Here is a 14,839-nt window from a genome sequence, read left to right as displayed (position 1 = left end):
ATGATTCAGAGCAATATGGCGCCGCTGGGCATGGCGGTGACGCCTCATCATCTGGCAAGCGAAAGTGCGCTGGCAGTGCTGCGTGAAGGCGGCAATGCCATAGAAGCAATGGTTGCCGCAGCCGCCACCATCGCGGTGGTTTATCCGCATATGAATGGATTAGGTGGCGATGGTTTCTGGTTAGTGATGCCCGCCGGTGGCGATCCCATTGCCATTGACGCCAGCGGCGCAGCCGGTTCGCTGGCTCATATCGATTTCTATCACAACGAATCTCATATTCCTCATCGTGGTCCGAAAGCCGCATTGACGGTGGCGGGGACCGTGAGCGGCTGGCTGGAAGCATTAACCCTTTCTGGTGAACTGGGCGGTACGCCGCTCCCGTTGTCACGCCTGCTACGCGATGCGATTCGTTATGCTGCCGACGGCATTCCAGTGACAGCATCGCAAGCGGCGGCCACGGAAGCCAAACGCAACGAATTACAGCATCAGCCCGGTTTTGCCACCACCTTTTTGCCGGACGGTAAAATCCCGCGCGCGGGCAGCCGTTTCACTCAACCAGCCCTGGCGCAAACGCTCAGTCAGTTAACTGAAGAAGGGCTCGACAGCTTTTATCGTGGCAATTTGTCTCATCGCCTGGCGCGTGAAATGACAGCGCTCGGTATGCCAGTCACCCTGGAGGATCTGCAACAGCAGCGCGCGCGACGCTGTACGCCCTTGCATATTGCCCACAGCGAAGGCGATATATGGAACATGACGCCGCCGACCCAGGGTGCCGTGTCGCTGGCAATTCTTGGCATTACCGATCAGCTCGATATGGCAAAGGCAGATGAAGCGCAAACCGTGCACCGCATTGTTGAAGCCACGAAAAAAGCTTTCGCGCTACGTGATAAGTACATTACCGACCCGCGTCATGTCACCGAAGATTTGCAGACGCTGCTGGATAGCGATCACCTTGCCACGCTTGCCAGCCAAATTGATGACGAAAAGGCTGTGCCGTGGGGAACCGGGCGCGGTCCTGGCGACACGGTATGGATGGGCGTCATGGACAGCAGCGGCCTGGCGGTCTCTTTTATCCAAAGCATCTATCACGAATTTGGTAGCGGCGTGGTGTTACCCGGCACCGGCATCACCTGGCAGAACCGGGGCGCGGCTTTCAGCCTTGATCCTGAACATCTGCTGGCTCTTGCACCAGGTAAGCAACCTTTCCATACCCTCAATCCTGCCGCTGCGCGACTGAAAGATGGTCGCGCCATGGTGTACGGCTCAATGGGCGGCGACGGCCAGCCACAAACGCAGGCTGCAATTTTTACTCGTCACGTGATTCAGGGTTTGCCACTGCAACAAGCCGTAAGTGCACCGCGCTGGCTGTTAGGACGAACGTGGGGGCAATCATCCGACTCGCTCAAGCTGGAGAGCCGCTTTTCTGCCGCCACGCTGGAACGTTTGCGCCAGTTGGGCCATGAGGTAGAACTGCTGCCGGATTTCAGTGAAGCAGTTGGACATGCAGGCGCGATTGTGCGTCATAACAACGGCATGCTCGAGGGCGCAAGCGATCCACGTAGCAATGGCAGTGCCGCAGGTTTCTAACCGGAGGAATAATGAATCAGAATATCGACTGGGCGATGTATATCGCGCAAATGGCGCAGCTGCTGGAGATTGACCTGGATGAAGCCCGCCGCGCTGCATTACTGACGCAGATGACACGTATTGCCGGCATGGCGATACCGCTGATGGCGTTGCCGCTTGACGATAGGCTGGAAGTGGCAGGAGTGTACAAAGCGTGAAACTGAGCGAACTTTCCCTTCGATCGCTGCATCAGGCGGTTCAAAACGGCACTATCAGCGCACGCGAAGTTGCCACCGCAACGCTGCAGGCGATTGAGCAACATAATCCAGCACTCAATGCCTGGACCGAGGTTACCGGTCAACGCATGTTAAAAGAAGCCGGGCTGATTGATAAACAGCGCCAACGCGGAGAAGCGCTGTCCTCGCTGGCGGGCATTCCTTATGCCGTAAAGAATCTGTTTGACGTGGCTGGCCACAGCACCTTAGCGGGTGCCCGCTTGTTTAGCGAGCGCCCTGCCGCCCGGGAAGATGCCTGGGCTGTCAACAGGCTGCGTGAAGCCGGCGCGCTGCTTTCCGGCATGCTGAATATGGATGCCTATGCGTATGGCTTCACGACCGAGAATAGCCATTATGGTGCGACACATAACCCGCACGATTTATCCCGCGTGGCGGGGGGATCGTCTGGCGGCTCAGCGGCGGCTGTCGCAGCGGGGCTGGTACATTTCTCACTTGGCACTGATGCCAACGGATCGATTCGCGTGCCTGCCTCGCTGTGCGGCATTTTCGGACTGAAACCGACTTTTGGTCGTCTGTCGCGTAGTGGCAGCCACCCGTTTGTTGCCAGCCTGGATCATATCGGTCCTTTTGCCCGGCGTGTGGAAGATTTGGCGCTGGTATATGACGTATTGCAGGGCTGCGACAGCAACGATGCCTTTCAGGCGAGTCACCCGGTTGCGCCAACATTACCCGGCTTAACGCAAGGCGACAGCGGTCTGCGCTGCGGCATATTAGGCGGCTTTTTCTCCACCTGGTGCGATGATGATGCGCGTGTAGCCTTAGCCATCGCGGCAAATGCCTTGCAGGCCCGCGAAGAAGTACAGATACCAGAAGCGGAACTGGCCCGCTCGGCGGCCTTTATCATGACCGCATCAGAGGGAGGAAATCACTATTTGCCTGCGCTGCGCCAGCTACCGGAGCAATTTGAGCCTCATTCCCGTGAGCGTTTGCTGGCTGGCGCGATGATTCCGGCCGTGTGGTATGTGCAGGCGCAGCGTTTCCGCCGACATTTCCAGCAGCAGGTTTTGCCGCTATTTGAGCATTTTGACGTGCTGATTGCGCCTGCTACGCCGTGTAGCGCGATAAAGATTGGTCAGGAAAGTATTCACATTAATGGCCAGGATTTAACTGCCAAAGCCAGCATGGGCATGCTGACGCAACCGATTTCATTCGCTGGCTTGCCGGTATGCACCGTACCGCTGGCAACCTCCAGCGGATTACCCATTGGCCTGCAGCTGATCGCTGCGCCATTCAAAGAAGAGGCCGCGCTGCGTGCCGCTTATGCACTGGAGCAGCAAGGCTTAACGATGCCACAAATGAGCATGGCAGGTGTGTAATGAAAGCAGAACATATTGATCGCCCGATGATCGTCGCTGAAGTTACTGACGCTTTTTACCGTTATGAGCAGGCATTAATCAGTAACGATATTGCCGTGCTGGATGCGTTGTTTTGGCATGATGAACGTACTGTACGACTGGGTGCCGGTGAGAACCTTTACGGCATTGATGAAATCCGCGCTTTCCGGGCTGCGCGCCCCTCTGCTGGCCTGGATCGTACCCTGCGAAATACCGTGATCACCACCTTTGGTGAGGATTATGCGGTATGTAGCACCGAATTCACGCGCGAAGGCAGCGAGAAAACGGGGCGTCAGCAGCAAACCTGGGTGAAGTTACCATGCGGCTGGCGCATCGTGGCAGCCCAGGTGAGCATTATGACTTAATGGTTTGTCCTGCGAACGGCTAAGGCCAGGATCAAAAGCATTTCATTCAGCCTGAAGTCCGACGGAGCAGGGCCAGCAGTCGCCCCGGCCCTGCTCCTGGCTGCGCATTTGCCCGCTTCGCGGACACCTTCATCAGGTAAGCAACTGGCGCGAGGGGACCACGTAGCGGCAATGATGCCGACAATGCGCGGGTGCGCCGGGGAGGGACGACGCCTCGCCTGGGGCGGTCGGACATCAGGCCGAACGAAACGCCCCTGGCCTTGAAATGGGGCCTGGCCTTAGCCGTTTGCAAGACAACGCCCCAGGCGGCCAGCCTGCGCCATCATACCTCTGGCGCGGGATGCTTTTTAATCCAGTGTTCAGCAATTTGCTGGCGGGTACAGACCCACACTTTCTCATGCTGCTGAATGTGGTCGAGGAAATTTTGCAAGGCGCGAAACTTGCCCGGACGCCCCAGCAAGCGACAGTGCATGCCGACTGACATCATCTTCGGCGCGGTTTCTCCCTCTTCATACAACACGTCAAAGGTGTCGCGAAGATAGGTAAAGAATTGTTCGGCGGTATTAAAGCCCTGCGGTGAAGCAAAGCGCATATCGTTACATTCCAGCGTGTAAGGAATGATCAGATGCGGTTTCACCGTGCCATCCTGACAGGTAACCTGTGTCCAGAATGGCAAATCATCACCGTAGTTATCGCTGTCGTAAGTAAACCCGCCCTGCTCCACCACTAAGCGGCGAGTATTTGGACTATCGCGGCCAGTATACCAACCGGTTGGGGCTTTACCGAACAGATCGACCAACACGTCAACGGCCTGCTGCATATGCTGGCGTTCGGTCTTTGCATCCATGCCCTGATAATGGATCCAGCGCCAGCCGTGACTCACCACATCGTAACGCGCGTTTTTGATGGCCTCGACAATGTCAGGATGCCGCGCCAGCGCCATCGCCACCCCAAAAATAGTCAGTGGCAAACCACGCTTTTGAAATTCATTATGGATACGCCAGAAACCGGCACGCGAGCCATATTCATACAGCGAATCCATCGACATGTGGCGATCGGGATAACTGGCCGCGCCAATGATATCGGAAAGAAATTGCTCTGAACCCGCATCGCCGTGCAATACGTTGTTCTCTGCACCTTCTTCGTAATTCAGTACAAACTGCACCGCCACGCGCGCTTTTTTCGGCCAGGCGGCATCTGGCGGATTCGCGCCGTAACCCACCATGTCACGCGGATAATTTTTGTTAAAGCTGTACTCTTTTTTCTCTACACCTTCACTCATGCTCGCTTCCCGTTGTAAGAGTGCAACACCCCGTTAGTTTAGGTGCTGAAATGCACCGGAGAGAGGTTTCTGCAAAGGATAAGCCAGATCGCCCTGCTTGCTAGTACCAAAGCCCAGCGCCACCAGCGACTCAACCATTTTTACAGCCGCGCTGACGCCATCAATGACCGGCATGTCTAGCTCCTGGGTTAACGAAGCCGCTAAGGTTGCCATACCGCCGCAGCCTAAAACTATCGCCCCACTGCCATCTTCGCGCTTCGCCTGGAGGCAGCGTTCGCGCACTTTTTCCTGCGCCAGACCGCTGCCATCTTCCAGTGCCAGCACAGGCAGATCGATGGCGTGTAACGCGGCGCAATGCTGGGTAAAGCCATATTGCTGTAACAGATGACGCGCAATCACTGATATACGCGGTAATGTCGTGACGATGGAAAAACGCGTCGCCACCAGCGTGGCGGTGTGCATCGCCGCCTCAGCAATGCCTATCACCGGGCCGCTTGCCAGCTCGCGTGCCGCCAGCAGGCCGGGATCGCCAAAGCCGGCAATCACATGGCCGCTAACGCCCTGCGCTTTGCCCAGTCTGACCTGTTCCAGCACCCCAATCACCGCAATCGCTTCATCAAAATGCCCTTCAATTGATGGCACACCTTACGAAGGCGATACCGCCAGAATTTCAGGGCCGGGCGCGGCTACTGCGCGTGCCGCCTGACCGATGGTGTCTGTCATTGCCAGGCTGATGTTGGGGTTAATCACCTGGAGCAGGTTCATGATGCCGCTCCTTTATGACCGGAAAATAAACGTGAGAAGTCCGGCAAGGCTTCGCCGCTACGCTCGAAGTGCAGGCTGGAAACGATGTGATCAAAATGTTGTTGCAGCGCCCCGGACAGCGGCTCTGCTTGCTGAGTACGCAGTAATTGCAGCAGACGATCGTGATCGTCACAGCGGCATCCGTGCTGCCACGGTGCGCCATAGGCGGCGATCACCAATGAAGATCGCTGAGTCAGACGCGTCACCATTTCGGTTAACACCTGATTACCTGAGATTGCCTGCAACTGAATATGGAAAGCAGCAGAAATACGGATCGCAGCGGCACCGTCACGATCTGAATGCGCCTGCTTTTCCTGCTCCAGTAAATTTGCCAGCGCGACCAGATGAGGAGGTTGTAAATTTTCCAGCACCGCCGGTAAGTTGGCGCGCTCCATCAGGCTGCGAGAGCGGAAAATATCACGCGCCTCATCAACGTCCGGCGTCGTGACATGTGCACCGCGTTTGGGCGTTAAGGTAATCATCTGCACTGTAGCGAGGCGTTGTAGCACTTTGCGAGCCGGTGCGGCTGACGCCAAAGACGTCTGACAGTGCTTCTTCTGGCAATTTGCTGCCAGGCGGCAACTGATGTTCAACGATAGCGTTCATTAACGCCTGATAGATAACTTCATCTTTATCATGCCGATCAGCGGCCGTTCTCTGGCCTGTTTCACTCTTCATTACCTGCTCCGGTAAGGCTCTGTGTGCAACGTATCGTATACGTGAAAGACAATTTTTGTATACAAGAAAGAAAATATGGCCTGGATCCTGCAATACCGTTTCACGCCGTAATTAATTGTTATCGTGTTAACAGAAGAGCAGGTTTCATGCCAAAACATTCAACGGTGGCCAGCAGGGCCTCTGAAGCTCAGTCAGATGGCGGGCGTACCCTATGCGGTAATTTGCCGTCAGGCGTTTGGGGTTTTCGGTGCCAACATTCCGGCTGTTATTCGTAGTCTGATCGCCTTTGCCTGGTACGGTATTCAGACTTATTTAGCGGCCAACGCATTGATGCTGGTGCTGTTGAAATTTTTCCCTGGGCTGGCATCTATGACGCAGTCTGGCTGGCTGGGTTTATCGCAACCTGGCTGGTGCTGCTTCAGCGTAATGTGGCTGTTACAGGCGTTGGTGTTCTGGCATGGCATGAGCGCTATCAAACGCTTTATCGATGTGGCGGGTCCCGCAGTCTATGTGGTCATGGTGGCATTAGCAGGTTGGATTGTATACAAAACCGGTTTTGATGGGATTTCTTTCACGCTTGCCAGCAAGCAACTTTCTGTAGGCGAGCAAAGCTGGCAGATGATTACCGCTACCGCACTGGTTATGTCCTATTTCTCCGGTCCGCGGCTTAACTTTGGCGATTTCTCGCGTTACGGCAAAAGCATGGGTGAATTCGTCGCGGCAACCGCTGGGGCCTCCCCTTTAATTTCCTGCTGTTTTCCATTGTCACGGTTGTTATCGTTTCCGGCACGCAATCGCTGTTCGGCAAAATGATGACCGATCCGATTGAAACCGTCAGTATGGTGGGCAATGATTTGGCGGTAGCGATTGGTCTGCTGACGATGATTACCGCAACTATTGGCATCAATATCGTCGCCAATTTTGTGTCGCCAGCTTTTGATTTTTCTAACTGTTCGCCACAAAAGATTAGTTTTCGCACCGGTGGGCTGATTGCGGCGGTCGGTTCCGTCTTGCTGACGCCATGGAACCTGTTTCAGCCACCCGAACTGATTCACTACACGCTGGATGTGCTGGGCTCCTTTATTGGAGCGCTATTTGGCATCCTGCTGGCAGACTTCTATTTGATTAAACGCAGCCGTATTTTTGTTGATGATCTGTTCGACGATACGCCAAAAAGCCGTTACTGGTATCGCGGTGGCTTTAACCCGAAAGCCATTGCTGCCCTGTTACCATCGGTAGGAATTTGTCTGGTGATTAGCTTTATTCCTTCATTGCATGAAGTGGCGAACTTTAGTTGGTTTATCGGTGCGGCATTGGGTGCTGGCTGCTACCGCTATCTGGCGCGTGCTGACATGGAATCGGCGGATAGCGCGGCAGATTTTCGTGGCAGTGTGGCGATGCAAAAGAAGTGAAATAATAGCGGGGATAACGGTAATTCGCTGATTTTCCCGCGCTCGTGCTGAGGCTTCATAGAGCAAAAAGCCGATTCATTTCTGAATCGGCTTCTCCAAATAGTTGGCGGTGCGGACGGGACTCGAACCCGCGACCCCCGGCGTGACAGGCCGGTATTCTAACCGACTGAACTACCGCACCGCGCTGTATTCCCCGTCGGGAACGAGGCGAATATTAATAGTAGCGAAAACCGTCGTCAACGCTTTTTCTGTTGCAGATAATCGTTTGCTGTTTTTTTCATCTTGACGCTGTTTTTGCCAGCAAAATCACCCTGTTCAGCCGCGCCACAGGCAGCTTCCCCCCTTTTTCATGACCAGATCGAGGCGGGATTCATGTGCAGCAATTTCTTCATCGCTGGCGGAGACCACACGCAGCGCCGACGCCGGACGCACTATACGCTGGATACCATCGCCCTCATTTTGTTGCGACCTATCGCCTTCCATCGAAAAAGTTAATGATGTCTGGCCGCCCGTCATGGTCAGAAAAACTTCGGCCAGGATCTCAGCATCAAGTAATGCGCCGTGCAGGGTACGTTTGCTGTTATCAATTTCATAGCGCGAACACAGCGCATCAAGGCTGTTGCGCTTGCCAGGAAACATGCGGCGCGCCATCGCCAGGCTGTCGGTGATTTGACAAAACGTTTCCGTTTTATCAATTCCGCGCTGAAGTTTGCCGAACTCATAATCCATAAAGCCTATATCAAACGGCGCGTTATGAATGACTAACTCGGCACCACGGATGTAAGCCAAAAACTCATCCGCAATGTCACTAAACGTGGGTTTATCAGCCAGAAACTCATCAGCAATCCCATGTACGCCAAAAGCTTCAGGGTCTACCAGCCGATCGGGTTTCAGGTACATATGGAAATTATTCCCCGTCAGGCGACGGTTGATTACCTCCACCGCACCAATTTCGATGATGCGATGCCCTTCATAGTGAACCCCGATCATGTTCATGCCGGTGGTTTCAGTATCGAGTACGATTTGGCGATTATTTGCAGTGCTCATAGAACCCGTTTTATGTCAGACTTGGCGTTTTTTCAGAAGGAAGTCTACCAGAGATGCGCAAACAGGTAGAAATATTCACCGATGGATCTTGCCTTGGTAATCCTGGCCCTGGCGGCTACGGTGCCATTTTACGTTACGGTCAGCATGAGAAAACCTTCAGCGCCGGGTATCGTTTAACCACCAATAATCGTATGGAGCTGATGGCGGCCATTGTTTCGCTGGAAGCGCTTACTCAACCCTGCGATGTGGTGCTGAGCACGGATAGTCAATACGTACGCCAGGGCATTACCCGCTGGATCCATAACTGGAAAAAGCGCGGCTGGAAAACGGCGGACAAAAAGCTCGTGAAGAATGTCGATCTCTGGAAACGTCTTGATACGGCGCTGAGTACACACAAAATTGAGTGGGAATGGGTGAAAGGTCACGCCGGTCATTCCGAGAATGAACGCTGCGATGAGCTGGCGCGCAGCGCGGCGGGCAATCCTGCTTTCGACGATATCGGTTATCAGCCGGGTTCCTGATCGTCGGCCTGACGAAACTGGCGCGTCGCGTTAACGGTTTGTCGCACCTGTGATTTGCTCAGACTTTTTTTCGCTTTAGTGGGCGTCAGCGGGAAAGTCCGCTTGCGTGCCACCACGATATTCAGGCAACCCAGCGCCGGTAAATGGGCGCTGATAAGCGCGCCGCCCTGCCGATGCCACGGCAAAACCTGAAAACGCGTGCGGTAAACAACTTCATAATTAAGTAACCCCAGCCAGTCCAGTAAACGCATCTGACTAAACATCCGTCCGCTCCACGGCGCTTTGCGGTGAATAACGGGCACAATTTTGCTGATACCGAGTAAGCTAAACGGATTGAAGCCGCTGATGATCATCCAGCCGTCGTCGATCAATACCCGATCCACTTCGCGCAACACGCGATGCGGGTCCCGACTCCAGGCCAGCGTATGTGCCAGCAAACAAGCGTCTACCGATTTCGATTCAAAAGGCAGTCGCGCCGGGCTAGCCAGCACCTGTAACAGGTCGCCTTCACTGCCCACATTTACCTGATGTGAGATGGCACAGTTTTCGGTATTGATTTCTGCACTCAGGTTGCCAAGCTTAAGCATATGAAAGCCATAAAGCTTTCCGAGGTAAGGCTGTAGCTGCTGCGTCAACGCGTCACGAAAATATTCTCCCCATGGCATATCCTGCCAGGAGAGTGGCGCGGTCAGCATTTGGCGAGTTTTAGCGGGCTTCATGCTTTAACCATCTTCCTTTTCCAACGGTCTGCAAGAGGTGATTATGAATCTTACCAGTATTCCGGCATTGCAAGATAACTACATCTGGACACTGACAGATAATGAAGGAAAATGCCTGATTGTCGATCCTGGCGAAGCTCAACCAGTAATAGAAAAAGTCAAAGCGAATGGCTGGCAACCTGTCGCTATCTTGCTGACACACCATCATAACGATCACGTTGGCGGTGTGAATACGCTTCTTGAGCATTTTCCTGACGTAGACATTTTTGGACCACAAGAGACGGTGGATAAAGGGGCCAAAACGGTGGTGCGCGAAGGTGATCAGGTTAGCATTCTGGGTCTGGTGTTCGAGGTTATCGCCACACCGGGACATACTTTAGGACATGTCTCATATTTCAGTTCACCTTACCTTTTTTGTGGGGATACTATGTTTTCTGGCGGTTGCGGACGTCTGTTCGAAGGCACAGCTGAACAAATGTACCAATCATTTCAAAAACTTAATACGTTGCCGGAAGATACCCTGGTTTGTTGTGCGCATGAATATACTTTATCCAATTTAACCTTTGCTGCGGCTATTCTGCCTCATGATCCGCAAATTATGGCCGAATACCAGAAAATTAAGGACTTACGCGCCGAAAATGGCATTAGTTTGCCAACAAAACTCGAGCACGAACGGTCAATAAATTTATTTTTAAGAACGCAAGATCCTGATTTAAAAAAGGCTTTAAGCGTTGACCCCACCGGAAAGCCGGTATGGCAAACATTTGCTGTACTACGCGAAAAGAAAGACCATTTTTAATATTTCGGGTTGTGTTGTGAAAAGCCGTCACGTATAGTTGCTCGTCTTTTAAGCGAACTATTGACACACACATGAAGGCTAAAGCGATATTACTCGCCTCGGTCTTGCTGGTTGGATGTCAGGCTTCACGGAATGATGCCAACATCCCAGAACAGCATGCCCAGAGTCTGTCTTCAGCTGGTCAAGGTGAAAATGGAAAATACGGAGACGAATTGTTATCGCCGCGATGGCAGGAAGATGGAACTGGCCTCGCAGAAGATACCGATCTCTGGAGTTTCATTAGTGACGAGTTGAAGATGGGAGTTCCGGAAAACAGCCGGATCCGCGAACAAAAAATAAAGTTTTTAAAGCATAAGAGCTATCTCCACGATGTAACATTACGGGCAGAGCCGTACATGTACTGGATAGTCGAGCAAATACAGAAACGTAAAATGCCGATGGAACTGGTACTGCTACCCATAGTGGAGAGCGCTTTTGACCCTCGTGCAACGTCATCCGCCAACGCCGCAGGCATTTGGCAGATTGTTGCAGCAACCGGGCGAAACTATGGTTTGAAACAAAACCGCTACTACGATGGTCGACGCGATGTCGTCGCGTCAACCAAAGTTGCACTGGATATGATGCAACGTCTTAACACGATGTTTGACGGCGACTGGTTATTAACTATCGCGGCTTATAACAGCGGTGAAGGGCGTGTATTAAAGGCGATTAAACAGAATAAGGCGCGCGGTAAGCCCACCGATTTCTGGCATCTTTCGCTGCCCCGTGAAACGACGGTTTACGTTCCTAAAATGTTGGCGTTGAGCGATCTGCTCAAAAACAACAAACGTTACGGTATCTCTCTGCCGACACCAAACGAAAGCCGTGCATTAGCACGCGTTGAAGTGGGTCAGCAGATGCAATTGACGCAGGCCGCTGAAATGGCTGGTATGTCGCTCAGTAAGTTGAAGAGTTTCAATACCGGTTATAAAGGTAGCTCAACGGCGCCAAATGGACCGCACTATATTCTGGTGCCAAAGTCTAACGTCGCACAGTTGCGTAGCTCACTGGCTTCCGGTGACATCGCAGCCGTACAGCCGACACAGCTTGCGAAAGCCAGCGCGTCCGGCGGTTACAAAGTGCGTTCGGGCGATACGCTTTCCGGTATCGCTAATAAGCTGGGCGTCAGCGTTGCTACACTGAAACAGCAAAATAACCTGCGAAATGCAGCTATTCATCCAGGGCAAACACTGACGGTAGATGGCGGCGCCAGGTTGGCTGATAACGGCAACAGCATCACCTATCGTGTTCGTAAGGGTGATTCTCTTGGCAGTATTGCACGGCGTCACGGCGTCAACATCAAAGACGTGATGCGCTGGAACAGTGTGTTGGATAATGCAAACGATATTCAACCCGGCGACAAATTAACGCTATTTGTTAATAATAACGCAACATCTGATACCTGATATGACGAAAAGGCTGACTAATGTCAGCCTTTTTTATGTCCGCCGTTTTTTTCCTGAAGGGGTTAGCGTTTAGAATGGAATTCGACCAATAAGGGGTTATGGTCGGAGGCGCGCGTCACTAGCACCGATGCTTCGCTAACATGAATGTCGCGGTAAAAAACAAAATCCAGCGGTCGGCCAAAAGCTTTTCTTCGATGATCGGAGGTGAACATCACCTCTTCCAGCTCCATCCGGTGCGCAAAACGATACAGTGCATTGATACGCTGGCGGCTCCATGCATTGAAATCTCCCGCCATGATTACGGGTCCGCGATGATGTGTAATCTGCTCACCTATCGGTCCCAGCTGTTTGCTGTAAACGTCCACGCCCAGACTAAAATTCACAGCATGTATATTGACCACCATCAGCATTTCACCCGTGGGCAGCGGATAAGCAGTGATAAGCGCCGATTTAGATAATCGAAGCAATGGTTCGCGTTCGCGTAAGGGGCAGCAATAAACCGGATGCGCCGATGCTAACGTCATAACACCTGATGGATGCTGGGGCAGCACAAAAGCAGGAACCTGGTCGGCGGCAAGATAGTTACTGGTAGCAAACCGAACCAGTTCTGGCGTGGTCTGTGCTTCCTGCAGTAAAACAAGGTGCGCATCTTTGCCAAATCCCTCCAGTACTGACATCCAGTCGGCACGCTGCTGCTTGAAAATATTCCATACCAATACTTTTAGATTGGGATGGGCAGGCAGCGGCGCGCCAGGAGGAAGCGCTTTCCCGAGATGTAGCATTGCTCCCGGCGGGAAGATCTGTTCCGCTGGCTGGCCAGCGACATATCGCATTGCATAAGTTTTTTTCCGCACTTTTCCGCCTGACTGATTATTCAACGCGTTAAATCTCTTACCTGTTATAGGGATTTTAGTTCGGGGTTTCAATCAATGCTGCTGATTGTCGGAATACATCTCAAGCTTAAGTCGCAAGCTGACCTGCTATGCAGGCTGCCGGTGGACCGAAACACGCCTGGTAGTATCACAGCCGCGACAAAATCAGGCTTAGCACCCGGCCGTGCTTATGCGCTAATTATCCGCCTCTTATATTTAGCGCAACCATGCCACCAGAATGATACTGCTGGCGAGGTAAAACTTGCCAATTGTTGCGTAACAGGCTCAGGAAACTTCCTATGGCTGTTTACTCAGCCCTCTAAGGGCGCTTATCGGTTCTTCTACTAGCGCCATCACAATGGCTGTTTTCTCGTTGCAGACCCGCTGATGGCAAAGGCTGACACTAATCCTGTGATAACAATTCAGACGTTCTCATAGTGAAAGCGCTAATGGCTATCGCTCAAAGAGCCAGCGGCACGATGATACGTTTGGCTGTAAATATTGCCTTATGCTTTGATAACAAAAAGATGCAAAATAAAAATTGTATGTTGCCTGGGAAGGAATAATGAAAGCATCGTCTGAAGAACTCAAAGTATTTGTAAGCGTGGTGGAAAGCGGAAGCTTTAGCCGTGCAGCCGGGCAGTTACAGATGGCGAACTCTGCCGTAAGTCGAACAATTAAAAAACTGGAAAATAAGCTTGGCGTTGCGCTACTTACGCGCACGACACGACAGTTAGCGCTTACTCAGGAAGGAGAGCGTTATTTTCGTAGGGTACAGAGTTTATTGCAGGAAATGACTTCGGCGGAGAACGATCTTATCGAAGGTCGCCATGCTCCGAAGGGGTTATTACGTATTGATGCCGCAACGCCGGTCATTCTTCATCTACTAATGCCGATGATTAAACCCTTTCGCGAACGCTATCCAGAGATAACACTGTCGTTAATTTCTTCGGAAAGCTTTATTAATTTGATTGAACGTAAAGTTGATGTGGCGATACGCGCGGGAAACTTAACTGACTCTACGCTACGCGCCCGTCTGCTATTTATTAGCTACCGAAAACTGGTCGCTTCACCCGCCTATATTAAGGAAAAAGGTATGCCCCGCCTGGTCGCAGATTTAGATCGTCATGAGTGCCTCGGCTTTATTGATCTTTCGCGGCTTAATCGCTGGCCTGTGGCGCAAGACAATGGTGAGCTGTATGTTGCTCCGCCCGGAATGTCCTCAAACAGCGGTGAAACTATTAAACAGCTTTGCCTGAATGGAAACGGTATCGCCTGTCTGTCTGACTATATGATTGACAGAGAGATTGCTGAGGGAAAATTAGTAGAATTATTAGCTGACCAGCTTATTCCGGTTGAGATGCCTTTTAATGCGGTTTATTACAGCGATCTTGCCGTAAGCCAGCGCGTGCGTGTATTTATTAATTTTCTCAGCGAATGGATGGCGGAGCAGCCCTGGCAAATTTCAGGTGGAAATTAACTTCATGCTAAGGCTGCTGTACTGATAAGCTGATAGTTACGCGCTCATGCAGCGCTCTGTGCTATGCCCTGTTTTTCCAGGGCATTTTAACCCGTATGAAATAAGCGATGCGGGTAGATTGGCAGGGCTATCAATGCAATTTAACTGCCTGCCAGCGCTCAAATTAAAGTACCGCCGCCAGGTTACTTTAACCAAATGAAAAAGCCCTGACTTTTCAGT

General features: G+C 52.4%; 13 protein-coding genes, 1 tRNA gene and 3 pseudogenes. 9 read left to right on the top strand and 8 right to left on the bottom strand.

The window, feature by feature from the left end:
* Genes QRY16_RS13925 through hpxZ form a run of 4 tightly spaced genes read left to right on the top strand, consistent with a single transcriptional unit; the run spans window position 1 to window position 3,561 of the window.
* Window positions 1-1,587: a gamma-glutamyltransferase family protein gene (locus QRY16_RS13925; protein WP_289777005.1), complete on the top strand. Its 1,587-nt coding sequence runs from the start codon at window positions 1-3 to the stop codon at window positions 1,585-1,587.
* Between the two features lie 11 nt (window positions 1,588-1,598).
* Window positions 1,599-1,784: an oxalurate catabolism protein HpxX gene (gene hpxX / locus QRY16_RS13920; RefSeq protein WP_193403699.1), complete on the top strand. Its 186-nt coding sequence runs from the start codon at window positions 1,599-1,601 to the stop codon at window positions 1,782-1,784.
* Window positions 1,781-3,178, top strand: coding sequence for an AtzE family amidohydrolase (locus tag QRY16_RS13915; RefSeq protein ID WP_289777004.1), 1,398 nt, complete (start codon window positions 1,781-1,783; stop codon window positions 3,176-3,178). Before hpxX ends, QRY16_RS13915 begins: the two co-directional genes overlap by 4 nt.
* On the top strand, window positions 3,178-3,561 hold the full coding sequence (gene hpxZ / locus QRY16_RS13910; RefSeq protein WP_289777003.1) for an oxalurate catabolism protein HpxZ: 384 nt from the start codon (window positions 3,178-3,180) through the stop codon (window positions 3,559-3,561). The genes QRY16_RS13915 and hpxZ overlap by 1 nt, the downstream gene beginning before the upstream one ends.
* 322 nt (window positions 3,562-3,883) lie before the next feature.
* On the opposite strand, the gene puuE is transcribed toward hpxZ, so the two are convergent.
* The 3 genes and pseudogenes from puuE to QRY16_RS13895 form a co-directional block, all read right to left on the bottom strand.
* Window positions 3,884-4,843, bottom strand: coding sequence for an allantoinase PuuE (gene puuE, locus QRY16_RS13905; RefSeq protein WP_289777002.1), 960 nt, complete (start codon window positions 4,841-4,843; stop codon window positions 3,884-3,886).
* Window positions 4,844-4,876: 33 nt separating this feature from the next.
* Window positions 4,877-5,608, bottom strand: a pseudogene (gene hpxA, locus QRY16_RS13900) (allantoin racemase).
* Window positions 5,605-6,325: pseudogene (locus tag QRY16_RS13895) on the bottom strand (GntR family transcriptional regulator). The pseudogenes hpxA and QRY16_RS13895 overlap by 4 nt, the downstream one beginning before the upstream one ends.
* Window positions 6,326-6,508: 183 nt before the next feature.
* On the opposite strand from QRY16_RS13895, the pseudogene QRY16_RS13890 reads away from it, so the two are divergent.
* Window positions 6,509-7,737, top strand: a pseudogene (locus QRY16_RS13890) (NCS1 family nucleobase:cation symporter-1); the annotation flags it as partial.
* A 104-nt stretch (window positions 7,738-7,841) separates the two neighbouring features.
* On the opposite strand, the gene QRY16_RS13885 reads toward QRY16_RS13890, so the two are convergent.
* Together QRY16_RS13885 and dnaQ are read right to left on the bottom strand one after the other, a co-directional pair.
* Window positions 7,842-7,918: transfer RNA gene (locus QRY16_RS13885), tRNA-Asp, on the bottom strand.
* 134 nt (window positions 7,919-8,052) lie between these two features.
* Window positions 8,053-8,784 (bottom strand): DNA polymerase III subunit epsilon, encoded by a 732-nt coding sequence (dnaQ, locus tag QRY16_RS13880; protein WP_289777001.1) that lies wholly within the window; start codon window positions 8,782-8,784, stop codon window positions 8,053-8,055.
* A 53-nt stretch (window positions 8,785-8,837) separates the two neighbouring features.
* Between dnaQ and rnhA the strand changes: the two genes are divergently transcribed.
* Window positions 8,838-9,305 (top strand): ribonuclease HI, encoded by a 468-nt coding sequence (gene rnhA, locus QRY16_RS13875; protein ID WP_193403704.1) that lies wholly within the window; start codon window positions 8,838-8,840, stop codon window positions 9,303-9,305.
* On the opposite strand, the gene QRY16_RS13870 is transcribed toward rnhA, so the two are convergent.
* Window positions 9,290-10,024 carry a class I SAM-dependent methyltransferase gene (locus QRY16_RS13870; RefSeq protein ID WP_193403705.1) on the bottom strand — a complete coding sequence of 245 codons (735 nt, stop codon included), beginning with the start codon at window positions 10,022-10,024 and terminating at the stop codon, window positions 9,290-9,292. The two genes, rnhA and QRY16_RS13870, sit on opposite strands and share 16 nt — an antisense overlap.
* Before the next feature lie 43 nt (window positions 10,025-10,067).
* Between QRY16_RS13870 and gloB the strand changes: the two genes are divergently transcribed.
* Complete coding sequence (gene gloB, locus QRY16_RS13865) at window positions 10,068-10,823, top strand: hydroxyacylglutathione hydrolase (protein ID WP_289777000.1); 756 nt, start codon at window positions 10,068-10,070, stop codon at window positions 10,821-10,823.
* A gap of 71 nt (window positions 10,824-10,894) precedes the next feature.
* Window positions 10,895-12,268, top strand: a complete 1,374-nt coding sequence (gene mltD, locus QRY16_RS13860) for a murein transglycosylase D (protein ID WP_289776999.1) — start codon at window positions 10,895-10,897, stop codon at window positions 12,266-12,268.
* Between the two features lie 62 nt (window positions 12,269-12,330).
* Here the strand turns inward: mltD and QRY16_RS13855 are convergent, their stop codons facing one another.
* A complete protein-coding gene (locus tag QRY16_RS13855) occupies window positions 12,331-13,122 on the bottom strand; it encodes an endonuclease/exonuclease/phosphatase family protein (protein WP_193403708.1) in 792 nt (263 codons plus the stop codon).
* Between the two features lie 583 nt (window positions 13,123-13,705).
* On the opposite strand from QRY16_RS13855, the gene yafC reads away from it, so the two are divergent.
* Window positions 13,706-14,620: a DNA-binding transcriptional regulator YafC gene (gene yafC, locus QRY16_RS13850; protein ID WP_289776998.1), complete on the top strand. Its 915-nt coding sequence runs from the start codon at window positions 13,706-13,708 to the stop codon at window positions 14,618-14,620.
* Between the two features lie 36 nt (window positions 14,621-14,656).
* Here the strand turns inward: yafC and QRY16_RS13845 are convergent.
* A partial coding sequence (locus QRY16_RS13845) for a hypothetical protein (protein ID WP_289776997.1) occupies window positions 14,657-14,839 on the bottom strand: 183 nt, incomplete at its 5' end.

It is taken from the genome of Mixta mediterraneensis (assembly GCF_030283135.1).
Taxonomy (GTDB): Bacteria; Pseudomonadota; Gammaproteobacteria; order Enterobacterales; family Enterobacteriaceae; genus Pantoea; species Pantoea mediterraneensis.
Note: the sequence above shows the minus strand (reverse complement) of the source record. Positions and strands in the feature narration are given on the sequence as shown.